General features: G+C 74.2%; 17 protein-coding genes and 1 pseudogene. 9 read left to right on the plus strand and 9 right to left on the minus strand.

Going from position 1 to position 22,513, the window contains the following annotated elements; genetic code table 11:
* Positions 1 to 6 precede the first annotated feature (6 nt).
* The 3 genes from G7Z13_RS18145 to G7Z13_RS18155 all read right to left on the minus strand — a co-directional run bounded on the left by G7Z13_RS18145 (position 7) and on the right by G7Z13_RS18155 (position 3,225).
* Positions 7 to 1,956, minus strand: coding sequence for an FUSC family protein (locus G7Z13_RS18145; RefSeq protein ID WP_166000621.1), 1,950 nt, complete (start codon positions 1,954 to 1,956; stop codon positions 7 to 9).
* Positions 1,957 to 2,047: 91 nt separating this feature from the next.
* A complete protein-coding gene (locus G7Z13_RS18150) occupies positions 2,048 to 2,404 on the minus strand; it encodes an ADP-ribosylation/crystallin J1 (RefSeq protein ID WP_166000622.1) in 357 nt (118 codons plus the stop codon).
* 44 nt (positions 2,405 to 2,448) lie between these two features.
* The gene (locus G7Z13_RS18155; RefSeq protein ID WP_166000624.1) at positions 2,449 to 3,225 is read right to left on the minus strand and encodes an alpha/beta hydrolase; all 777 of its coding nucleotides are present in this window, start codon (positions 3,223 to 3,225) and stop codon (positions 2,449 to 2,451) included.
* Positions 3,226 to 3,302: 77 nt separating this feature from the next.
* On the opposite strand from G7Z13_RS18155, the gene G7Z13_RS18160 reads away from it, so the two are divergent.
* Complete coding sequence (locus G7Z13_RS18160; RefSeq protein WP_166000627.1) at positions 3,303 to 4,634, plus strand: PLP-dependent aminotransferase family protein; 1,332 nt, start codon at positions 3,303 to 3,305, stop codon at positions 4,632 to 4,634.
* Between the two features lie 100 nt (positions 4,635 to 4,734).
* Here G7Z13_RS18160 and G7Z13_RS18165 read toward each other — a convergent pair whose 3' ends face one another.
* Both G7Z13_RS18165 and G7Z13_RS18170 read right to left on the minus strand, forming a co-directional pair.
* Positions 4,735 to 5,577, minus strand: a complete 843-nt coding sequence (locus tag G7Z13_RS18165; RefSeq protein ID WP_166005057.1) for a hypothetical protein — start codon at positions 5,575 to 5,577, stop codon at positions 4,735 to 4,737.
* 319 nt (positions 5,578 to 5,896) lie between these two features.
* The gene (locus tag G7Z13_RS18170; protein ID WP_240926256.1) at positions 5,897 to 6,415 is read right to left on the minus strand and encodes a hypothetical protein; all 519 of its coding nucleotides are present in this window, start codon (positions 6,413 to 6,415) and stop codon (positions 5,897 to 5,899) included.
* Between the two features lie 148 nt (positions 6,416 to 6,563).
* Here G7Z13_RS18170 and G7Z13_RS18175 point away from each other — a divergent pair, with 148 nt between their 5' ends.
* Together G7Z13_RS18175 and G7Z13_RS18180 are read left to right on the plus strand one after the other, a co-directional pair.
* Positions 6,564 to 7,781 (plus strand): PP2C family protein-serine/threonine phosphatase, encoded by a 1,218-nt coding sequence (locus G7Z13_RS18175; protein WP_240926257.1) that lies wholly within the window; start codon positions 6,564 to 6,566, stop codon positions 7,779 to 7,781.
* Between the two features lie 126 nt (positions 7,782 to 7,907).
* Entirely contained in the window at positions 7,908 to 8,975 is a 1,068-nt protein-coding gene (locus tag G7Z13_RS18180; RefSeq protein WP_166000630.1) for a hypothetical protein, read from the plus strand.
* Between the two features lie 33 nt (positions 8,976 to 9,008).
* On the opposite strand, the gene G7Z13_RS18185 is transcribed toward G7Z13_RS18180, so the two are convergent.
* Positions 9,009 to 10,358, minus strand: coding sequence for a tetratricopeptide repeat protein (locus tag G7Z13_RS18185; RefSeq protein WP_166000632.1), 1,350 nt, complete (start codon positions 10,356 to 10,358; stop codon positions 9,009 to 9,011).
* Positions 10,359 to 10,498: 140 nt separating this feature from the next.
* On the opposite strand from G7Z13_RS18185, the gene G7Z13_RS18190 reads away from it, so the two are divergent.
* Complete coding sequence (locus G7Z13_RS18190) at positions 10,499 to 10,675, plus strand: hypothetical protein (RefSeq protein ID WP_166000635.1); 177 nt, start codon at positions 10,499 to 10,501, stop codon at positions 10,673 to 10,675.
* Between the two features lie 239 nt (positions 10,676 to 10,914).
* Positions 10,915 to 11,640, plus strand: a complete 726-nt coding sequence (locus tag G7Z13_RS18195; RefSeq protein WP_240926258.1) for a GAF and ANTAR domain-containing protein — start codon at positions 10,915 to 10,917, stop codon at positions 11,638 to 11,640.
* A gap of 649 nt (positions 11,641 to 12,289) precedes the next feature.
* On the opposite strand, the gene G7Z13_RS18200 is transcribed toward G7Z13_RS18195, so the two are convergent.
* Positions 12,290 to 13,078: a hypothetical protein gene (locus tag G7Z13_RS18200; RefSeq protein WP_166000637.1), complete on the minus strand. Its 789-nt coding sequence runs from the start codon at positions 13,076 to 13,078 to the stop codon at positions 12,290 to 12,292.
* A gap of 420 nt (positions 13,079 to 13,498) precedes the next feature.
* Here G7Z13_RS18200 and thrS point away from each other — a divergent pair.
* Both thrS and G7Z13_RS18210 read left to right on the plus strand, forming a co-directional pair.
* Positions 13,499 to 14,743, plus strand: a pseudogene (gene thrS, locus G7Z13_RS18205) (threonine--tRNA ligase); the annotation flags it as partial.
* 32 nt (positions 14,744 to 14,775) lie between these two features.
* Entirely contained in the window at positions 14,776 to 15,759 is a 984-nt protein-coding gene (locus G7Z13_RS18210) for a nucleoside hydrolase (protein WP_166000640.1), read from the plus strand.
* Here the strand turns inward: G7Z13_RS18210 and pglX are convergent.
* The gene (gene pglX, locus G7Z13_RS18215; protein WP_166000642.1) at positions 15,756 to 19,238 is read right to left on the minus strand and encodes a BREX-2 system adenine-specific DNA-methyltransferase PglX; all 3,483 of its coding nucleotides are present in this window, start codon (positions 19,236 to 19,238) and stop codon (positions 15,756 to 15,758) included. The genes G7Z13_RS18210 and pglX overlap by 4 nt on opposite strands.
* A gap of 186 nt (positions 19,239 to 19,424) precedes the next feature.
* Here pglX and G7Z13_RS18220 point away from each other — a divergent pair, with 186 nt between their 5' ends.
* Positions 19,425 to 19,622 carry a hypothetical protein gene (locus tag G7Z13_RS18220; RefSeq protein WP_166000644.1) on the plus strand — a complete coding sequence of 66 codons (198 nt, stop codon included), beginning with the start codon at positions 19,425 to 19,427 and terminating at the stop codon, positions 19,620 to 19,622.
* A 57-nt stretch (positions 19,623 to 19,679) separates the two neighbouring features.
* Complete coding sequence (locus G7Z13_RS18225; RefSeq protein ID WP_166000646.1) at positions 19,680 to 21,191, plus strand: ATP-binding protein; 1,512 nt, start codon at positions 19,680 to 19,682, stop codon at positions 21,189 to 21,191.
* 164 nt (positions 21,192 to 21,355) lie between these two features.
* On the opposite strand, the gene G7Z13_RS18230 is transcribed toward G7Z13_RS18225, so the two are convergent.
* Positions 21,356 to 22,306, minus strand: coding sequence for an LAETG motif-containing sortase-dependent surface protein (locus G7Z13_RS18230; protein ID WP_166000648.1), 951 nt, complete (start codon positions 22,304 to 22,306; stop codon positions 21,356 to 21,358).
* Positions 22,307 to 22,513: the final 207 nt, after the last annotated feature.

Below are 22,513 nucleotides of genomic sequence, written 5' to 3' on the forward strand. Positions count from 1 at the left end.
CACCCCTTAGTGCGGCGAGGCGATCGCTCGGGCCGCCGCGACCTCCTGGCGCAGGGGTTCCAGGACGCTGCCCGGCGGGCCGGTGAGGTCGGTGCGGACGGCCACCAGGGTGTCCGCCCGGCGGACGCCCTCGGCCAGTTCCCGCAGTTGCAGGATCACCTGGGACACCTCCGCCGACGACGGCGGCGCCGCGCCCTGCTTCACGCGGACCCTCGCCGCCGTCGTCGCGTCGACGATCCGTTCCACCGCCACCACCAACGGCCACCACGCCGCCGCGCGGCGGCCCGTGGGCGGCGGTTCGGTCAGGGCGCGCTGGAACTCGGTGCGGATCGCGGACAGGTCGCGGTACAGGCGGCGGCGCATCCGGGCGCGGGCCGCGGGGTCCGTGCCGCTCGCGCCGCTCCCGAAGGCGCACTCCACATAGCGGGCCGTGTCGGCGACCGCGTCCGCGAGGCGGTCGCCGACCCGTGTGTGCCAGCTCTCCGGCCACAGCAGATAGCCCGCGACGAGGGCGATCGCGCAGCCGATGAGGGAGTCCACGAGCCGGGGCAGCAGCAGGGCGGTGCCCTCACGGTTGAGGATGTCGGACAGGAGCAGGATCACCGGGGTGATCGCGGCCGTCTGATGGCCGTAACCCCGCGGGGTGAGGGCGGGGATCAGCGGGGCGAGCAGGAGCAGCACCGCCACGTCCCACCAGCCGCGCGGCACCTGGGAGAGCACCGCCGCCGCGACGACCAGGCCCGCGACCGTGCCGAGGGCGCGCAGCAGGGCGCGGGAGAAGACCGAGCCGAAGTCGGGCTTGAGGACGAACGTGATGGTCAGGGCCACCCAGTAGGAGCGGGGCACCGTGACGGTCGACACCAGGACCTGGGCGAGGCCGATGCACAGGGCGAGGCGCAGGCCGTAGCGCCAGGAGGCGGCGGACAGCAGCACGTTGCGGGCCGCCAGGGCGGCGCGGGTGCGCAGCGCGCCCGGGTGGCCGAGCCGGTCGAGGATGCCGGTGGGGTCGACGTCGGGGGCGGTGACGACGTCGGCGGCGTGCCGCAGCGCCTGGTCCACGGCGCGGCCGGTCTCCGTCAGCGGCAGCGGCAGGCGCAGCCCCATGGGGCCGGTATAGCCGGTGTCGACGGCTTCGGCGAGGTGCCGGACGGCCTGCGGGACCCCGGGCGGCAGCGGCCGGCCCGCGAGGTGGGCGGCGGGCGCGGCCTCGATGACCGGGATGACCGCGTTGAGCTGGGCGAGCAGCCGGGTGAGGTCGCGGCTGCGGCTGTGGTAGCGGGAGCGGCGGGCGAGGACGACGTCGTACGACTGGTTGAGCGCCTGGGTGGCGGCGTGCCGGGCGGTGTCGTACGTCTCGGTGTCCGCGCCGCACGCGGCGAGCAGGTCGGCGACGGCCCGGTAGGCGGCGGCGACGGCGCTGCGTTCGGGCACGCCGGAGCGCAGCGGCCAGGACAGCAGGGCGAGGACCAGGACGAGCAGTCCGCCGCCGGTCATCAGCAGCGGCGCCAGCCACCACTGGCCGGGCATCGGCAGGCCGGCGCCGACCACCGCGTTCAGCAGCAGGAGCAGGCCGGACACGGAGGAGACCGCGCCGATCGTGGAGATCATCCCGGAGACCAGGGCGATGGCGGTGAGCACGGCCACCGCCGTCCAGCCCTGGCCGTACGCGAGGGAGCCGAGGGTGACGCCGACCGCGCCGAGCAGCTGCGGGACGGCGATGTTCAGGATGCGCAGGCGGTAGGCGTCGGCGGTGTCGCCGATGACGCCCGACAGGGCGCCCATCGCGGCGAGGGCGCCGTACTCGGGGCGGCCCGCCGCGAGCCCGACGGCCGGCGGCAGCGCCATCGCCACGGCGGCGCGGACGACGGCCGCCCGGTTGACGGGTGCCCGCTGGGGGCGGAGGTTCCGGACCAGCCAGTCGGGGGGCGTGAGGCCGATTGGGAACTCTCGGGACATGCGCCCATTATGGGCGTCTTGCCCGCAGCCCCGGCCGGCACGCCGGAGGCCGACGGCGCTCCGGGCGGGCCCCCGTCCGCCCGGGGGTGTCTCAGCCGGCCTCCCGGTGGAACTCCCGCACGACCTCGATACGGCCCACGATGTGCGCGTTGAACTCCTCCAGCTCCTCGGCCGGCACCCAGAGTTCGAGGATGGTCTCGCCGCCCGCCCGACGGACGGGGTAGCGCTCCAGGAACGCCGAGTCGACCTCGAAGCGGGTGACGTATCCGGAGCCCGAGGCGGGGACGTTCCAGTCGCGGGCGATGCGCACCGCGTAGTCCTCGTTCAGGACGGGGTAGAAGATCGGCTGCTCGGGCAGGCGTGGCGGCCAGGCCGTCCAGCCGGAGGCCTCGACCAGGGCCAGTTCCTCGGGGCCGGTGGGACGCCACAGGGTCGTCGTCTCGCGCATGGACGGTGACGCTAGCCGGGCGGACCCGTCGCTCACCAGCGGTTTCAGGCGTCGATACGGGCCAGGAAGGCGGCCAGTGCCGCGTTGAACTCCCGCGGGCGCTCCAGGTTCGGCAGGTGGGCGGCGCCCTTGACGACGTGCAGGGCGGAGTCGGGCAGGAGGGCGTGCAGGGACTCGGCGACGGGCACCGGGGTGAACTCGTCGTCCTCGCCGACGACGACCAGGGCCGGGACCGTGACGCGGGCGAGCACGGGGCGGTAGTCGGGGCGTTCGGCGCGCCCGCGCAGGGCCGCGGCGGCGCCCTCGGGCGGGGCGGCCGTCATCATGCGGTGGACGTGGGCCTGCACCGCCGGGTCGGCGTAGGGGGCGACCATCTTGTGCAGGACCTCGTCCGCGTAGCCGCGCATCCCCTCGCGCAGCAGCCGGTCGGCCATGTCGTTGCGGACGCGCCTGCCCTCGTCGGTCTCGGGTTCGGCGAAGGTGTCGGCGAGGACCAGGCCGCGGACGCGGTCGCCGAGGCGGTCGTGGCACTCCATGACGATCTGGCCGCCCATGGACAGGCCGGCGAGGACGACCGACTCCACCTCCAGGCGGTCCAGCAGGGCTTCGAGGTCGGCGGCGAAGGCGGACAGCGGGGTGATGCCGGGCACCACCGGGGAGGCGCCGTAGCCGCGCAGGTCGGGTGCGACGACCCGGCGCTCCGCGGCGAACGCCTCGATCTGCGGGGTCCACATGGTGCGGTCGAAGGGGTGGCCGTGGACGAGGAGCAGGGGCACGCCGCTTCCGGCGCCTCTGTCCTCGTAGGCGAGGGAGACGGTCATGGCTCGACCGTACGGCCGCCCAACTCCTCGGTGCAATAACATCTTTGCCCTCGGTGCAATCCCAACGAGGGGCCCCCGTGGACGATTACCTCCGGCTCGCCGACCGCATCGCCGCCGACATCGCCTCCGGGCGGCTGCGCCCCGGACAGCGCCTCCTCCCGCAGCGGACCTTCGCCCGTCGCCTCGGCATCGCCGCGTCCACCGCGGGCCGGGTCTACGGCGAACTCGTCCGGCGCGGCCTGGTCGTCGGCGAGGTCGGGCGGGGCACCTTCGTGCGGGCCGCCCCGCCCGCGAGCGGCGCCGGCCGCGCCCTCACCGAGCCGGCGGAGAGCGCGCACCCACCGGTCGACCTGCAGCTGAACTACCCCGCAGCGGCCGGCCAGGCCGCGCTCCTCGTGCCCGCCCTCGCCCCGCTCCTCGACCCCGCGGCGCTCGCCGGGGCGCTGCGCCCGGCCCCCGCCACCGGCACCGCCGCGGCCCGCGCGGCGGCCGCCGGGCTGCTCGCCGAGCCCGGCTGGCGGCCCGCGCCCGAGCGGCTGCTGTTCACCGGCAACGCCCGCCAGGCCATCGCCGCCGCCCTGGCCTCGCTGGTCCGCCCCGGCGGCCGGGTCGGCGTCGAGCCGCTGACCTATCCGCTGGTCAAGGAGATCGCGGCGCGGCTCGCCCTCACCCTCGTCCCGCTCGCCACCGACGACGAGGGAGTGCTCCCCGAGTCCGTCGCCGCCGCCCACCGCACGGCGCCGCTCTCCGCGCTCTACCTCCAGCCCACCCTGCACAACCCGACCTCGTTCACCACCCCCGAGCCGCGCCGCCGCGCCCTGGCCCGGACCGTCACCGGACTCGGCCTGCCGGTCGTCGAGGACCGCATCTGGTCCTTCCTGCGGCCCGGACCCCCGTTCGCCGCGCTCGCCCCCGGCCTCACCCATGTCGTCGACGGCCTGTCCAAGCGGGTCGCGCCGGGCCTGACCGCGGGCTTCCTCGTCGTACCGCAGGAGCGGGTGCCCGCCGTGGCCGCCGCGATCCGCTCCGGCGGCTGGAGCGCGGGCCGGTTCGCCCTGGAGGCGGCCGTGCGCTGGATCGAGGACGGCACCGTGACCCGGCTGGTCGCCGCCAAACGCGCGGACGCCGCCCGCCGCCAGCGCCTGCTCGCCGCCCGGCTGCGCGGCTTCACCGTCCGCTCCGACCCGCACGCCTACTACGCCTGGTGGGAACTCCCGCCGCCCTGGCGGGCCGACACCTTCACCGCCGCCGCGGCGGCGCGCGGTGTCGCGGTGACGCCGGGACCGTCGTTCGCCGTGGACGCGGCGCGTACGCCCGACGCGGTACGGCTGGGGCTGGCCTCGGCGACGGAGACGGAACTGGACCGGGCACTGGACGTGCTGGCGGAGGTGGTACGCGGCAGCGGGTGAGGGACCGGGGGAGGGGGATGGTCAGGTCTGGGCCTTGGTGGGCCGGGGGTTCGGGCGTCCGCGGTCGGTCGGTGTGGGGTGGAGGGCAGGCCGGTGAGGGTCAGGTCTGGGTCTCGGTGGGCCGGGGGGCCGGGGGCGTGAGGGGGTTGCGGTGGGGGCGGGTGGTCAGCCAGGTGGTCGCGGCGACGGTCAGGCCGAGGGCGAGGAGCAGCCAGGAGGCTGTGCGGAGGGTGGCGGTGAGCGCGTCGTAGACGGCGCCCGCGGCCGGGCGGTGCGGGGTGGCGGGCAGGCCCGCGAGGGTCAGGCGGCGGCCCACGGCGACGGCGAGGCCGAGGAGCGCGCCGCCGAGCGCGGTACCGAGCGCGGTCGCGGTGACCGCGCGGCGGCGGCAGCCGGCCAGCGTGATCCCGGCGACCGCGAGCAGGAACGCCGCCAACGGCAGCCAGAACGCGGCGACTTCCAGCACGTCGTACCCCTCGCGCAGCCGGTCCGCCTCCGCCGCGGGCAGCACCGCCACCTCGGTGTGCGGGACCGGGATGCGGTCCGCCAACGGCACGCGGTCGTCGAGCAGCTCCCGTCTCACCTCGGCGGCCACCGGGGCGATGTCGACGGTGATCGGCCGGCCCGAGTCGCCCTCCCGCACGGCGTGCAGGACGGCGGTGTGGGTGACGCGGTTCGCCGCGTCCCAGCCCGCGCGGAAGGCGTCGGTCATGGTGAACGAGCGCGCCGCGTCCCGCACGAACGGGCCCAGCGGGCCCCGCAGCGGCGGCCCCAGCTCGTCCGCCAGCTCCTCCCGCACGGTGTCCGCGACGACGTCCCGTACGGCCGGATCGGCGGCCAGCGGCGCCATCGTGCGCACGTACCGCCCGGTGTCCGTGAGTCCGTACGCCGCCCAGCCCGCCAGCGCGCCGAACGGCAGCAGCAGGCAGGCCAGGGCGATCAGCGCCGCCGACAGCCCGTCACGGGCCCACGACGGGCGGCCGGACGGGCGGCGGAGGAGCCGAGGACGGGGCGTCGTACGGGGGGACACGCTCCCAGGCAACGGCGTGCGCGCGGCCGGCGCGACAACTGGGCCGCCGTACGGGTGGATCCGGGTCGGCAGACCTCCGCACCCGCCCCGAGCTGCGCTTTCCGCTCTCCGGTGGAGGGTTCACCCGGACGGGGGTTACCCGGTGGTTCGGGGAGAAGAGAGCCGATCATGCAGACCGGCGGGCACCGGGAGCTTCAGCCTCTCCCCGGCCCCAGGAGGAGACAGACGCGCGTCAGCCGGACCGGTGCTCCGGCCGGCGCTCGGCCCCGCTCCCGGCGGTACGGTCCTCGGCGGCCCCGCTCCCGGCGGTGCGGCCCTCCGCGTCCTCGTGGGTGTAGTACCGGTAGAACAGCATCGCGAACACACCCGCCGCGACCGGCAGCGACCGGGCGACCGCGCCCAGCACGGTACCGCTCGGGCTGTTCACGTACAGGAAGCCGACCGCGCTGCCCACGAACGCCGCCCACAGCCCCGCGTGCAGCTCCCGCGTCACCCGCCGCCCCAGTGCGCGCACGGCGAGGTACAGCACGACGAACGCCAGCGCCGTGACGAAGCCGAACAGCAGGTTCCAGCCGGTGACGGGGCCGCCCACGCGCCGCATGGCGGCCGCCCAGTAGCCGTACACGAGCCCGGCGACGACGGGCCACGCCCAGCTCGCCATCCGGTGCGCGCGCGCCGAGAAGAAGTCGGGTGTGCGGGTGTCGCGGGTGCCGCCGCGGTTCCTGCGGGACACCGGTGCCGCGTGAGCCATGGGAGAACTCCTCTCTCCTCACCCCCGCCTTCCAGGGCACACCGGGCCGCGATCCCCGGCAACTCGGCAGGTCACGCACCGTGCCCGGGGCGCCGGGCGGTACCCGGACCGGATGCGGGCCGCCCGGCCGCGTGTTTCGCTGGGGGCCATGGAGTCCGTGAGCGCGCGCGCCGGCCGACGCGGCGGCCGGCGCCCGCGCGAGCGGTACCCCCGTGCCCCGTGGCCCACCGCCCCCCACCGGCAGCAGCTGCTGCGGGTGCGCGGGCGCAGCGTCGCCTGGGTGCCGCCGCTGCTGCTGCTGGTGGCCATCGCGCTGACGGACGTGAACACCGGCGAGGACTTCCGGATCGTCTCGTGGATCGTGCTGGTGCCCGGTATCGCCGCCACGATCTGCGGGGTGTGGGGGACGGCCGGGTACGCGGTGCTGTCCGTCGTCACCTACGCCCTGGTGGACAGCCTGTGGCCGGACGCGTACCGGGCCGGGCTGCCCGACTTCATCCTGGTCGCCCTCGGCGGCATCCTCGCCACCCTGGCCTGCGCGGTGCGGATCCGCGGCCAGGAGCGGATGCTGCGCATGCGGTACATCGCCGACACCATCCGCCGTACCGTGCTGCGCCCGCTGCCCGCGGTGTGGGGCGGCCTGGAGCACGCGGAGGTCTATCTGCCCGCCGACGTGGAGGCCCGCGTCGGCGGCGACTTCTACGACATCCAGCCCGGCCCGCACGGCACCCGCGTCCTCGTCGGCGACGTGCAGGGCAAGGGCCTCGGCGCGGTGGAGATGGCGGCGGCGCTGCTCGGCACGTTCCGGGAGGCCGGCTACCACGAGCGGGACCTCGGGACGGTCGCCGAACGCCTGGAGACCCGGGTGCGCCGGCACCGCGGCCACCTCTCCGACCTGGGCCGGGGCGGCGAGGACAGCGACCGGTTCGCCACCGCCGTCCTGCTCGACTTCCCCGCGGACGCGCCCGACGCCGTCGACGTGGTCAACTTCGGCCACGAGCCGCCCCTGGTCGCGGGCCCCGCCGGGGTCCGTGCCCTGCCGCCCGGCGACCGGCTCCCCCTCGGCCTCGGCGACCTCGTCCGGGACGCCTCCCCGCCCGTCGTGCGCCGCTGTGTGCTCGCGCCCGGCGAGACCCTGCTGGTCACCACCGACGGGGTGACCGAGGCACGGGACGGCGGCGGGACGTACTACCCGCTGACGGACGCGGTGAGCCACGCGCTCGCCGCCGACCCGTGCACGGCCCGGCCGCCCCGGCTGGTGGCGCTGGTCCGGGACGGGGTGCTGCGGCACAGCGCCGGCCGCCTCGACGACGACACCACCGTCTTCGCGGTCCGCCGGATCATCGGCACCGGCCTGCCCGCCTGACCCGCGCGCCCCCGGCCACCGGTTACGGTGCTCTGCGTACGTGACCGATCACGTACGGATCGGCGGCGTACGGACCGCCGGCGACCTGGGACGCGTCGGCGTACTGACCGACAGGGGGAGGGACCGATGCCCGGAACCGTGCTGCTGCTCGCCGCCTCGCCCGTGGGCAGAGGCCGGCTGGTGGACGCCGCGGCCGTGCTCCCGGTGCTCGCGGCCGTCGACCCCGCCGTACTGGCCGGCACCGACACCGCGAACGTCGTGGAACTCGCCGACCCCCTGGAACCCCAGGCCGTCCTCACCCGCCTGCGGGCCGCCGCCTCCGCCCCCGGCCCGCTCACCGTCTACGTCACCGGGCAGCTCCAGCTCGACCGCCGCCAGCGCCTGCCCCACCTGGCCCTCGCCCGCACCACCCCGGCGACCGTGCGCTACACCGCCTTCCCCTGGCACTGGTTCCGCGAGGAGCTGCGGCTGCGCGCGCCCGGCACCACCACCCTCTTCCTCGACCTGCACGCCGACCCCGACACCTGGGACCTGCTGCGCACCACCCCGCTCGACACCGGCCGCACCGTCGCGGTCTACGGCCGGGTCGCCCCGCCCCCGGGCCGCCGCTCCACGCCCGCCGCGCCCGCCTACATGAAGGCCCTGGCGACCCTGCTGCGCAGCGGCCGCAGACCCCCGCTCGGGCAGCTGCACGAACTGGCCCTGGCCCGCACCGAGGACGCGTCCGCCGGTCTCGTCCTGGCCGCGGCGCCCCCGCCCGCCGCGCACGACCCGCACGCCGCCATCACCGCCGCCGTGCAGGCGGGCCGCCACAGCCACGCCGACCACCTGGCCGCGCAGTGGGAACAGGCCGCCGTACGCGCCCACGGGCCGGGCTCCGAGGAGGCCCTGCACTGGGCGGAGGTCCGCGCCGACCTCGCGATGTTCGCCGGGGACCCGGCACGCAGCTGCCGCACCTGGCTGACGGTCGCCGCCGCCCGGCTGGCCGCCGGGCAGCCCGCGGACGCGCCCGCCGTCGAGGCGGCCGTCGACCGCGCCCACCACCAGTGGAGCGAGATCACCGAACCCGCCCGCGCCCGCGAACTGGGCTCCGCCCTCGCCGACCTGCGCGCCCGTGTCCCCGGCCGCCGCGCGGGCGCCCTGGAACACGTCCGCCGCCAGCTGCGCCGCCTGGAACTCCAGACCCAGGGCTGAGCGGGGCGCCGCCCGCCGACGCGGGTGGCGCGGTCACAGCGGCGGCCGGGCCGGGGCCGGACCCAGGGTGGTGGTGCCGGGGGCCGTGCGGTGGCCGAGGCCGGTGCGGTAGGCGTCCAGGGCGGCCTCGACGCGGCCGGTGCGGCGCAGCAGGTCGCCGAGCAGGCGGCACAGGTCGGCGAGGTCGCCGGCCGCGCCCGCGCGCTCCAGGAGGCTGAGCGCGCGGACGTAGTGCTCCTCGGCGGCCTCCGTGTCGTGGGCGGCCTCGGCGATCCGGCCGAGCAGGCGGTGCGCGGCCGCGGCGTGGACGGCGCCGCGCTCGGAGGAGAGGTCGCCGAGGACGTCCCGCAGGAGCGCCGCGGCCTCCTCGGACCGGCCGCGGCGGTGCAGCACGTCGGCGAGTTCGACGGCGACCTGGCTGCTGTAGAGGGCGGCGCGGTGCGCGGAGAGCATGGTCTGGGCGGAGCGCAGCTCGTCCTCGGCACGTTCCAGGTCGCCGTTCTGGGCATAGACGTAGCCGCGCATCCAGTGGCAGTTGGCGAGTTCGGTGCGGAGCCGCAGCTGGCGGTACATCTCGGCCGCCTTGGCGAGCGAGGCGTCCGCCTCGGCGATACGGCCCTCGGCGAGCAGGGTGCGGGCCACCGAGCGGTGCATCCGGGCGACCAGGGCGGGATCGGCGGCGCGCGGGGCCAGGGCGAGGGCGAACTCGGCGGCCTGCGCGGCGCGCGCGTGGGCGCCCATGTCCATGTACGGGCCGATGACGCTGGCGTAGAGCAGCAGCAGCGCGTCCGGGTCGTGCAGGCCGCCGCGGTTCAGCTCGTCGAGGGCGGTCTCCAGGAGGTAGACGGCGTAACGCAGTTCCCCGGCGAGGTAGTGGGCGACGGCCCGGCCGCGCAGGGCGGGGACGCGGGCGGGCAGCGGGGCGTCGGCGAGGCAGCGCTCGGCGCGTTCGAAGTGCTCGCGGGCGGCGGTGAGGTCACCGGTCTCCAGGCCGCACTCGCCGAGGCCGAGCAGGGCGGCGTACCGGGCGTCGGCGAGGCCGTGGGCGTCGGCCTCGGCGAGCAGGGCGGCGTACTGGCGGGCGGCCTCCTCCGCCTCCCCGGTGGCCAGCGTGCGCTGCGCCTCGGTCAGCCGTAACCGCAGGTCGGTGGCGAGGTGGGCGGGGCGGCCGGTGGCCAGTTCGTCGAAGGCGACACCGAGGCGGCCGGCGAGATGGCGCAGGGCCTCGTCGGAGGGGCGGACGCGGCCGGACTCCAGGGTGGAGATGTAGGCGGGGGTGTAGGCGGGCTCCGCCAGCTGCCGCTGGGTGAGTCCGCGTTCCCGCCGCAGCTGCTGCACCCTGCGCCCGATGGTCTCCGGGTCGTCGCGTTCCGCCGTCGCCATGCGCACATGATGCCAGCGTCAACTGGCGGGCCCGGTCTTCCCGTTGAAGTCCGCACCCCCTAGCTTGGAGGAAGATAACCGGGGAAGTTAAGCCCGCTTAATCCTCCGCTGTTGCTGCCGCCGTCTGCTGCGAGGTTGCCGTGCCCGGACGCCCTTTCGCCCACCCCGGCCGTCCTTCCCCGCGGTGTGCCAGAGCGCTCGCCGCCGCCGTCCTCGCCGTCACGGCCCTGGTCGCCGCGGCGAACACCGGCCCGGCGCGGGCGACGGAACCGGCGTGCGGGACGGTGGCGGAACGCACGGCGGCGTCCGCCCGCTAGCGCGGCCTGTCCTGTCCGTGGCCTCCGCCACGACCATGCCGTCCGTGATCCGCGGACAGGTGCAGCCGGGGGCGGCGGGAGGTGGTTCCGGAGCTCGCGCAGGCGCCGGTGGACCGACTGCTCGGTCATGCCCCCGGCGGAGGCCGGAAGGCGCCCCGTGCCTGGGGGAACAGCCGTTTCGCGGCCCCCCGGCCGGGTAGTCGGGCGTCGTTTCCCGGCGGCTGGAGGAGGGAGTGACCGTGCGGCCCAGGCAGGAGCGGGACGGAGCATGGGCCGCCGACGTGATCGCGGAATCGGTGCGGGGCGTCGGCGCCGGGGAACTGCCGCGCCGGCTGTGCCAGGTCGCGACCCGGCTGCTGCCCGTGGACGGCGCCGGCGTCTCGCTGGCCGGCGAGGGGATGCCCGTACCGCTGAGCGCCGGGGACGACCGGGCCGCCGAGCTGATGGAGATCCAGGCGTCGCTGGGGGAGGGGCCCTGCCTGGAGGCGGCCCGCACCGGCGCGCCGGTCCTCGTCGACGACCTGGCCACGCGGGCCGCCGCCGGCCGCTGGCCCGTCTTCGCCCAGCAGGCCACCGCGGCGGGGGTGCGGGCCGTGTACGCGCTGCCGCTGGGCGACGGCGCCGGCTGCGTCGGCACCCTCGACCTGTACCGCGAGACCCCCGGCGTCCTCACCGCGCCCGAGCAGCACATCGCGCACCTCATGGCGCGGGTGGTGACCGCCGCGCTGATGTACCTGCCGAGCGAGGACGAGTACGGCTACCGCGCGGACGGCACCTGGCTCTCCGACCTGGCCGACGGGCACGACCGGGTCTTCCAGGCGGTCGGCATGATCATGGCCCGGCTCGGCATCGGCGCCGACGAGGCCCTGGCCCGCCTGCGCGCCCGCGCCTTCGCGCACGGCCGTACGGTCCTGGACCTGGCACACGACGTGGTGGCCCGGCGAGAGCCGTTCGACCGCGAGTGAGCCCCGACGGGGCCGTCGGTACCGACGGCCCCGGCATCGGGATGCCCCGGCGGCCGGATGCTTCGGTGACGGGATGTTCCGGCGGCCGGGCTCTTCGGCGACGGATGCTTCGGCGACCGGATGCTCCTGCGACCGGGCGCTTCGGCAACGGAATTCCGGCGGCCGGATGTGCCGGCAACGGGATGTTCCGGCGACCGGACGCTCCGGCAACGGGATGCTCCGGCGACCGGACGCTGCGGGCACTGGAGGCTCGGTCGCCGAAGGCTCGGGTACGGGGGCCCGAAGCTCCGGGTGCCGGAGGCCCGGTCGCCGAAGGCTCGGGTACGGGAGGTCCCGAAGCTCCGGGTGCCGGAGGCCCGGTCGCCGAAGGCTCGGGTACGGGAGGTCCCGAAGCTCCGGGCATCGGACGCTCCGGGCATCGGAAACCCACCCCCGGACGCCGGGGCCCAGGGATCGCCGGCCCGGGGCATCGGAGGCGCCGGGCACCGCCAGCCCCAGGGCACGCACGTGTGCCCCGCAGGCCCCGAAGCCCGCCGACCACGCAGGCCCCGAAGCCCGCCGACCACGTAGGCCTCGAAGCCCGCAGGCCCCGGAACCCGCCGGCCCCGGCGGCACCGAGGCACCGCAAGTGCGCCCGGAGGGCCCGCCCTCACACCTGTACCCTCCCCTGCTTGCGCACCTCCGCCAGCCGCCGTGCCCCCAGTTCCGTCGCCGCCGCCGTGACCTCGCTGTACACATCGCCCAGCCCGCCGTTGGTCAGCGTGAACGCGTCCTCGCCCACGCGTACGGCCGCCACGTCCACGGTGAGCGTGACCGGCTCCCCCTCCCATTCGATCGTCGCGGTCACCCGCAGCCCCTGGCGGACGTCCCCGGCCTCGGGCAGCGGGGCGTCGGCCACCTCCACCTGCTCCACGGTCCCGGAGACCATGGTGGCGGCGAAGGACCCGCAGACCTCGGGCAGCGTGCGCAGCCAGGCGAGCGTGCGGTCGACGTCCGCGGGGCGCTGCGCGGAGATCTGGTAGCGCAACTGGGCCTCGTTGTACGTGTCGTCCAGGCCGACCACGGCCTTGGCGGGCGCGCCGAGCAGTTCCTCGGCGTAGAGCAGGTCGAGCAGGCGCTGGCAGTCGGGCGCGGTGTCCTCGGCCGCCCGCGCCTTGAGGAAGGCGTCCCGCCAGGTGGCGGCGCCCTGCGTCGGCGCCCACGGCTCGCCCAGGTCCGACCAGGCGAGCAGGGCGGCCCGGGCCTGGGCCTCGGTGAGGGCGGGCGGGGTGGCCGGCCCCGGCGACGGGGACCTGCCGGGGGCAGTGGACGAGGAGGCCGCCGGGGAGGCCGTCCGCGGGTCCGCCGCCTCCATCTCGATGGCGGAGCAGGCACCGGCGCCGAGCAGGGTGACGGCGGCGAGGGCGGTCAGGCGCGAGCGGGTCGTCGAAAGGGCCATCGGGGGCGACTCCAAGGGGACGTGCACGGCACGGTGGTTACGTCCACGGCACCACCGCACCCGCTCGGTCACCAGCGCTCCGGGCCGTCCGGGTGATCACCGCACCACCGCACCACCGCACTCCGGGCCGTCCGGGTGACCGCCACCCGACCGCACCTTGAGAGAACCCCTGCCCCCACAAGCCCCGGCTCCTCCCGAAACCCCCACCCCTACCCGGAACCCGGCCCCCAAAACCCCGGCCCCGGAAAACCATTCGCACCCCCACCCCACCCCCCGCTACCGTCCTCGCCATGCAGCGCGCCCTCGTGTCCCGCACGACGACGCCGGAGACCGTCCCGGCGCGCTGACAGCTGACCAAGTCCGCAGCCCCGGGGCGAGCGCCCCGGGGCTTCGCCGTGCCCCGCGGGTCTCGCTCCGTACCGGAAGGAGACCCCCGTGACCCCCTCGCACGACCACCGCCGCCTCGGCCGCGAGCTGGGCATCTTCGGCACCGATCCGCTGATGGGCGCCGGCCTGCCGTACTGGCTGCCCGACGGGGCCGTCGTCCGGCACGCCCTGGAGGAGTACGTCCGGGACGCCGAGCGGGCCGCCGGCTACCGGCACGTGTACTCGCCGGTCCTCGGCAAACGCGAGCTGTACGAGATCTCCGGCCACTGGGACCACTACCGCGACGACATGTTCCCGCCGATGCGGCTCGGCTCGGAGGACGTCGTGCTGCGCCCCAGCCTGTGCCCGCACCACGCCCTGATCTACCGCTCCCGCTCCCGCAGCCACCGCGACCTGCCGCTGCGCCTGGCCGAGCTGGGCGGCATGTACCGCTCCGAGCCGTCCGGGGTGCTGGGCGGCCTGACCCGCGTACGCTCCATCACCCTCAACGACGCGCACATCTTCTGCACCCTCGACCAGGCCGCCGACGAGGCCCGCGCCGCGCTCGGCCTGATCTCCCGCGCCTACGCCGACCTCGGCATCCGCGCCGCCCGCCACCGGCTGTCGCTGCCCGGCGAGGGCGGCAAGTACGTGGCCGGGGCGGAGCTGTGGCGGCGGGCGACCGGGCTGCTGCGGGAGGTGCTGGACGGCGCCGGGGTGGAGTACGAGGAGGCCGAGGGCGAGGCCGCCTTCTACGGCCCGAAGATCGACGTCCAGGTGGTGGACCGGGCCGGCCGCGAGGCCACCCTGTCCACCGTCCAGATCGACTTCCACCAGCCCGAACGCTTCGGCCTGCACTACACCGGCCCCGACGGCGCCCGGCACCGGCCGGTCATGGTGCACCGCAGCGTCATCGGCAGCGTCGAGCGGGCCGTGGCGCACCTGATGGAGGAGCACGGCGGCGCCTTCCCGCCGTGGCTCGCGCCCGTGCAGCTGGTGGTGCTGCCGGTCTCCGAGGCGCAGCAGGAACACGCACGGGACGTGGTGGACCGGGCGCTGCGGCTGGGCCTGCGGGCCGAGCTGAGCGGCCCGGCCGACGGCAGCCTCGGCGCACGGATCCGGGCGGCGCGCCTCGTGCCGTACCAGGTGGTGACCGGCGCCCGTGAGGCGTACGGCGACCTGGCCGCCGTACGCCTGCGCGACGGCCGGCGGCCCGGCCCACTGCCCGTCGGCGAGCTGCTGCGCCGGGTGGCCGCGCGGGTCGCCGCGCGCGGTGCCGGACTGTGGGACGCGGCATAGGGTCGACGCGGACGGGAAGGAGTGAGTGCCCTGTGACCGGTCAGCCCATCCCCGTGATCATCGACTGCGACACCGGCGTCGACGACGCGCTGGCCCTGCTGTTCGCCGTCCGGCACCCGGGGCTCGACCTGCGCGCCGTGACCTGCGTCGCCGGGAACACCGACGTGGACGGCGTCGTCCGCAACACGCTCACCGTGCTGGAGCAGGCCGGCGCGCCCGAGATCCCGGTGGCACGGGGCGCCGAACGGCCGCTGGTCGAGCCGCCGCGCTCGGCCCGGCACGTGCACGGCGAGGACGGGATGGGCGACCTCGGACTGCCCGCCCCCACCCGCACGCCGGCCGACACGGACGCGGTGACCCTGCTGCGCCGCGAGATCCTCGCCTCGCCGCGCCCGGTCACGCTGATCCCCACCGCGCCCCTCACCAACATCGCCCTGCTGCTGCGCACCCATCCCGGCGTGGTGCGCGACATCGAGCGGATCGTGTTCATGGGCGGCGCGGTGGCCTGCGGGAACGCCACGGCGGTCGCCGAGTTCAACGTCTGGCACGATCCGGAGGCGGCGGCGGTCCTGCTCACCGCCGGGGTGCCGGTCACGATGTACGGCCTCGACGTGTTCACCCGGGTCGTCGTCCCCGGCCGGGACATCGCCCGCCTGCGCGCGAGCGCCGACCCCGGCACCCGCCTCGCCGGCGACCTCCTCGCCCACCGCCCCGCCACTCCGGACGCGGACCCCGAGGACCCGGGCGGCGGCCTCGGCGACGCGGGCGCCGTCTGCGCGGTCGCCGACCCGCCCGGTCTCACCACCCGCCCGCTCCCGGTCGAGGTGTGCCTCGCCCCCGGCCCCGCCCGCGGCCAGACCGTCGTCGACCGCCGCCCCCGCCCCGGCGAGTCCGAACTCCACGGCGAGGGCCGCGCGCCCGCCCTGGTCGACGTGGGCCTGGACGTGGACGCGGAGCGGTACGTGCGGTTGTGGCTGGAGACGGTGGAGAGGTTCCAGGACAGGCCCGTGTTCTAGCCGTCCCTGCGGGGCCTGCCACGTCTCGGCGCGGGCGGACGCCAGGACCTGACGTGCTCGAGCGAGAGGCCCCGGCGGAGGACGTGTTCCTTATAGACCTGCCTCAAGGCGCCTTCGTCCGACAGCGGGCCGGGGACATCGCCGTCGCCGTCGGGCGTGGCCCGGGGGAGTAGGTCCGCCAGCGCCCTGAGCAGCGGAAGAGCGGACTCGGGACGATGTGATCGGGTGTGGGACTCGCTGTCCAGGAGAGCCAGGATTGCCTCGGCTCGCTCGTGAGCGGTCCAGCCGGCCCAGCCGATCGGCGTCGTGGGAGACAGCGGCGAGACGGATGACCCGAACGAGATGAACCGCTCGCTCGGGACGTCGAACTTGCCGCGTAGCCGCCAGTAGGACGGCCTGAAGAAGTCCGTGGACGTGAAGCGCGGTGGCAGCTCCCGGTCGGCGTCGTGGTCGACCGCTCCTCGTCTGTCCTCCAGGCGCTGCACCACCCACAGTTCCTCCCATGCCGCCCGCTTGTGCAGGCCCGTCGCCCTGTACAGGAGAGGAGCTGCCTGCGGCACATGCTCGTCGGCGAGCAACTGCAGCAGTACGTCGGACACACTCATGCGGGGCGCGTACTGTGCCACCAGCTCCATGACGGCGTCGTCCTTGCCCAGCAGTTCAGCAAGTCCGCGAATCGTGCGGGTGACGGGGCGGCGCCCTTCGGAGGAGTCCTCCCACCACAGCCGGGGCGACTCACAATACTCAAGCAGTCGTCCGCGTAGGACCTCGCGGATGACGGCGTCCCACGACGGAGCATTCCAACGGCGCTTGTACTCGGGCTGCTCCAGCAGTGACAGCGAGGGGTTCTCCTGTATGGCGCTCAGGCGGCGCTTCACCACATCCCGGTAAGCCTCGGGCCAGTGCTCGGGGACCTCGGGCACAGGTTCCGAACCATGGCGGCGGAACCATTCCGTCTGCGCCTCACCCGCAGCGATCGACCTCGCCAGTGCGATCTCGAAGGCTCGCTCACCGAGGGCGATCCCGGGCAGGTCTTGCGGGGCGGCAAGCAGTTCTTCCCCGTGGGAGACAAGCCCGTACGAGGCGTACACCTTCCAGTCCAGCTCCTCCTGGACCGCAATCATCCGGGATCTGATCCTGGACCATCGACGCTGAGCCGAGGCGAGCAACTCCTCGGTGATGCGCGTGCTGGGGTCGGAGATCTCCTGCAGGACGGTCCTCGACTCGGCTGCCAGACGATCCAGTTCCCTCGCTTCGTCGATCGGGAAGGCGGAAGGAAGCGGCAGGTCGAGGAGTCGGGTGGAGGTGAACTCGTAGATTTTCTCCCAGGGCTCGCCGCCCCGGAGCTGGTCGATACGGGGCTGCCCCTTGCTCTGACTCATCTGCTTGAGCCAGAAACACGCTGCCGAACTGTTGAGGGCACCGAGGAGTGCGAGGTGGGACTGCTCGGTGTCACTCGGCGACAACTTGATCACTGGAGCCGAGGTGAGCGGAACGGCGGATCCGCGGAGCAGGCTGAAGTGAGGGTGCGTGGCCACCCATGGGAAGACGATGGACCACGGATGTGTGCCCCGACCCGATGTGATCTGGTGCCAGTCGTACCAGGAAGCTGTTTTCTTCGCCCCCTGCCTGTTCCGCAGCACCGTCCGATATGGCCACAGACGCCGGTGGTGACCGGGCAGCAGCCGCAGGTCGACGGGTTCCTGATCGTTCTCTGTGCGTGGTCTGAACGCCATGAGGGCCGGGGTCGCGGACCAGTCGCGCACCTCGGAGCCGGTCAGCACGGGGACGGTGGCGGACGCCTCGGCCCCGCTGCGACTGAAGGCACCGGCCGTAGCGCAGAACAGATCGTCGGATCCGGTGTTGGCGGCATATCCGATGCGGATCACTCGTTCACCGAGCCGACCGCCGAGCTCCATACGGCTCAGCACGTCTCTGGCCGCCGACGGGGTGAGGCTCCAAGGGAAGACGCTCAGCTGCCCGCGGTCCTGAAGGTAGGACTCGGCCCACGGGTGGGCGGTCCCGGTGGTGAATGTCAGCTCGCGCAGAGACCGCCAGACCAGTCCTTCGGCGGGCACCACCGGCACGGCCGGCTCACCCTGACGGCCCACAACCATGTGAACGGGCACGTGAGGGTCGGGCGCACGGTTGCGCCCCACAAGGATGGCCGTGGGCGTGCCGTGTCCTGGGATGTACGCCCCGGACGCGTCGATGACGTGCGAAATCTCCACGCGAGCCAGTACGCGTTCGATGAGGTTTCGCCCGAATTCTCGCTTCATGAACGAGTTGGATGTCAGAAGGCCGACACGGCCCCCCGTCCGAGCCAGACCGAAGGCGAGTTCCGTGAACGGGACCGAGAGGGGGTAAGGCCCGCTGCAACTCTCGTACAGCTCGCGGTAGGTCGCGAACAGCGACTTGTCCTTGACCGTCAGGTACGGCGGACTCGTCGTCACCACGTGGTAGGAGGCGGGGCGCAGGAGCCGGTGATGTGCGGCGTACGTCTCGACATCGTCCGCGGGGTCGGACCCTGCCTTCGCCGGGGCGGGTGGATCGGCACGCCCGTGAAGGAGGGCGTCCCCTGTCGCCACCACCAGTGGCAGGTCCGGAACGTTCTGGAGTCGCGGCTCCCCGGCACTGTTCATCGCGGCGATCAGCAGACGGAAGCGTGCCAGGCTGACCACGATGGGGTCGATGTCGCACCCGTGCACCGATCGCAGAGCCCTCGCCGCCCGTTGCCACGGGCTCATGGTCGGCCTGGCCTCGGTCCACCGGTGGTACAACCGCTCGTACGCGTCGAGCAAGAACGTGCCGGAGCCGCAGGCCGGGTCGATGATCCGGAAGCGGGACAGCCCCACCACGTCGGACGCGTGCTCGGCCAAGGCCGGATCGAGGGCGAGCCGGTGGATCAGGCTCACCACGAAGTGGGGGGTGGACACCTGGCCGTGGACCGTTCGTGCGCGCTCGCTGATCACCGAGTAGAGATCCGCCAGAATCTCCGTGGAACGTGCGGAGTCGGTGAAGTCGTGGAGGAGGGCACCTTCCGGCGTTCGCCGGCGCCAGAAGGACAGGAGTGCTGCACAAGCCTCCTCGCTGGGGGTCATGCGCCACAGCGGATGGGTCCTCCTGTCGAACGTCGCCGCCACCGCGGGGTGAGCGCAGAGGCGGTCGACGGCGTGGGCGAGCAGCTCGCCGGCCGACGCGTCGCTCGTATCCGTGGCGAAGGGCAGGTCGAGGAGCCTGTTGTCCTCGCAGAACCGGATCACCGCTGTCGTGATCACCCATGCCGTCGCAGTCCGACTGAGCTGCATGTCCAGCCATGAGTGCCAGGTCGCAGAGGTAAGACCGCGCTCCCTGGCCGTCCGGTACGCGTCCCGCAGCTTCTCGGTGGCCGGGTCGGCTGGAGCCCGCTTCCGCAGGTCCCGCTCGATCTCGACCGTGAGGCGCCGCACTTCCTCAGCCAGGACATCGTTGAGGGACATGGTGGCCTTCCCGGTCGCAGTTTCTGCGGCGATTCACCCATCGTGATTGCGCATCGAGGCTATCAGCCGTAAATGGTTGAGAGTGTTAGCGGGGCGGGCTACGCTCCTTCCTTAACAAGTGGCAGGCGCTGCGTGGTGGAGGGGATGCTCATGGGTGGCGGTGGCGGGGGGCTGAGAGGGGTGTGGGTGGCGATCATCCTGCTCGGTGCTCTGGTTTTCGGTGGTGCAGTCGCGGCTCTGTTTTGGGAGATCGGGCATGGTCAGGAGATCGAGGGGCGCGTCAAGGATGCGCTCATGGCGGGTGGGGCGACGTTCATCGGTCTGGCCGGCCTGGGGCTCACCGTAGGCAGCTTCCTGAGTAGTGATGCGTCTGAACAGCAATAAGGACTACATCCCTAAGGACTACATCCCTAAGGGCTACAGTCAAAGAGGGAGGCGTCGGTGCGACGTCAGACAGGGCCGGGCAAGCCCTCGCGTGTTTTCGACCGGGCCGCCGAATGGGACAGGCTGACCGCTTTTGTCCACAGGCCCCTGCCCCATGCCAAGCTCGGGATCGTCAGCGGCAGGCGGCGCATGGGCAAGACCTACCTCCTGCGGGCGCTCGTCGAGCAGTGCGGCGGCTTCTACTTCGGGGCGACTGCGGCGACCGAGGCGGAGTCACTACGGCAGTTCAGCGCGGCGCTGGCCGAGCACGTCGGCTCCCCCGCCCCCTTCGCCTTCTCCACGTGGGACGACGCGGTGACGTACCTCTTCGGTCTGGCCGCCCCCGACCGGGGCGACGGGCCGTTCCTCGCGGTCATCGACGAATTCTCCTACCTGGTGAAGGTATCCCCTGAGCTTCCCTCGATCGTCCAGCGCGAGATCGACCGCTGTCAGGTGGAGGAGAGCCGCATGCGGCTGCTGCTCTGCGGCTCGGCGATGTCTGTGATGGGCGGGCTGCTGGCCAGTACCGCACCGCTGCGCGGGCGGGCGCAGCTCGAACTCGTCGTCCGGCCCTTCGGATACCGGGCTGCTGCGGACTTCTGGGGCGTCACCGCCGAACCGGCGCTCGCGGCCAGGCTCCATGCCGTGGTCGGAGGCACGCCCGCGTACCGCCGCCAGTTCCTGGCGGACGATGTTCCCGCTGATCTGCATGAGTTCGACGAGTGGATCTGCCGTACGGTCCTCTCACCGTTCAGCCCGCTCTTCCGGGAGGCGCGCTACCTGCTTGCCGAAGAGACGGACATCCGGGACACAGCGCTCTACCATTCGGTTCTCGCAGCGGTGGCGCAGGGGAACACCACGCGCGGGGGCATCGCCGGCTACATCGGCCGTAAGTCCGTCGACATCTCCCATCCGCTCAACGTCCTTGAGGACAGTCATCTCCTTGCACGTGAGATGGACGTGTTCCGGGCGGGCAAGTCGCGGTACCGGATCACCGAACCGTTGATCAACTTTTATGAGGCCGTCATGCGTCCCGCCTGGGCACGGCTGGAGAGCGGTCAGGCGTCCGAGGTGTGGGCCCAGTCGGCCGAGCGGTTCGCGGCGCAGGTGGCAGGACCGCATTTCGAGGCCGTGTGCCGCGAGTACGTGCTCGGGCCAGGCCGATCGCTGCTGGGTACGTCCCTGGGGCAGGTCGGGAGCGGCGTGGTGACCGACCCGAAGGCGCGTCGCCAGTACCAGGTGGACGTGGCGGTGGTCGAGTCAGGATCCGGCGGGACCAGGCCTTCGGTGGCCCTGCTCGGAGAGGCCAAGTGGGGGACCGTCATGGGGCTGAGCCACCTGGAGCGGCTTGCCAGGGCCCGGGACGTTCTGGGTGAGCGGGGCATGGACACGACCGCGTGCGGGCTGGCGTGCTTCAGCGCGGCAGGCTTCAGTGACTCCTTGCGGGCCGAGGCGGAACGAGGTGGCGTTTTGCTGATCGGTCTCGATGAGCTCTACGGCCGCGCTCTGCCGATGCCACTCCTTCCGTAGGCGGTGCGACGGCTGAAGCGAGGAGGCCGCCGTCGAGGTGTTCACCGCCCGGGCGGTATGCGTGCCCCAGCGGTGCTGTCCGGGCCCCTCAGCCATGCGCCCCGCGCAGACGACGAGGCCGCCCGCGGGGGGTGGCGGGCGGCCTCGTCAGACGGGGGGCTCGGTCAGGAGCGGGTGGCGCGGCGGCGGCGGGACACCACGACGAAGCCCGCGCCGGCGGCCAGCAGCGCGGCGGCGCCGATCGCGATCGGGGTGGTGGCGCTGGAGGCGCCGGTCTCCGCGAGGTCCTCGCCGCTGCCGCCGTTCGGCGTGGCGGCGGGGGCCGTGGCGGCCGGGCTCGACGACTCCGGCTCCGCCGGGGCGGAGGCCTCCGGAGAGGTCTCCTCGGCCGGGCCGGACGGCTCGGCCGGGGACGAGGTCTGCGGGGCGGGCGCGGAGGTCTCCGGGGCCGGCTCGGAGGCGGACGGGGCGGGCTCCGACGGGGCCGGGGTCTCGGTCGTGCAGTCCTTCGTGCCGCCGTTCCAGGCCGCGATCAGCTTGTCCTTGATGACCGGGCGGTCCGGGCCCTTGGGCAGCTCACCGTGCTCGAAGCCGTCGTTGGCGTCCAGCTTGCCGTCGTACTTCACGGCGCCGCGGTAGAGGTCGATCTGCGCGAAGCAGCCGGCGTCCGGGACCGCGATGTCGAGGGTGTCGGTGGCGCCCGGCTTGACCGTCACCGTGTCGAAGTCGACGAAGACCTGCTCGCCGGAGGTGGCGAACGTCGGCCCGTGGGCGAGGTAGGAGGCCAGGGAGGCGGTGCAGGTGGCCGCGTCGGCGGCGGCGCGGACCGTGATGTGCACCTTGCCGTCGGCGCTCGGCTTCAGGTTCTGGTCGTCGACCTTGACGGAGTCGAAGAAGTTCGCGCCGTCGAGGGAGAACTGGCAGCGGTCGGTGGCGGTCTCCGTACCGGCGCCCGTGCCGGGCTGGTACTGGCCGCCGTGCTTCCAGCCGTCGCCGCCCGGCGTGCCGTGCGCCCAGGCGCCCGGGGCGCAGGTGACGGAGGCGGCGGAGAGGGCGAGGGCCGCGGCGCCCGTCCCCAGCAGGCGTCGCGCGGTGACACGTCTCGCTATGGACATGTGGTTCCCATCTGGGTGTGCATGGGTGCGGGAGGCCGGCGAAGGAGCCCCCCGGAAGTGGTCGTGGAAACGCCGTGCTCACTGGTCACACGCGGCACAGCACGAGCACATGTTCGGGCGCACCGGGAAGGCTGTCAATTCCCCTGACAAACTGCTGACCGCCCCTGACGTGGCGTTACCTGCGGGGCGGCGCAAGGAATGTTCGCT

The sequence above is a fragment of the Streptomyces sp. JB150 genome (assembly GCF_011193355.1).
Lineage (GTDB): Bacteria > Actinomycetota > Actinomycetes > Streptomycetales > Streptomycetaceae > Streptomyces.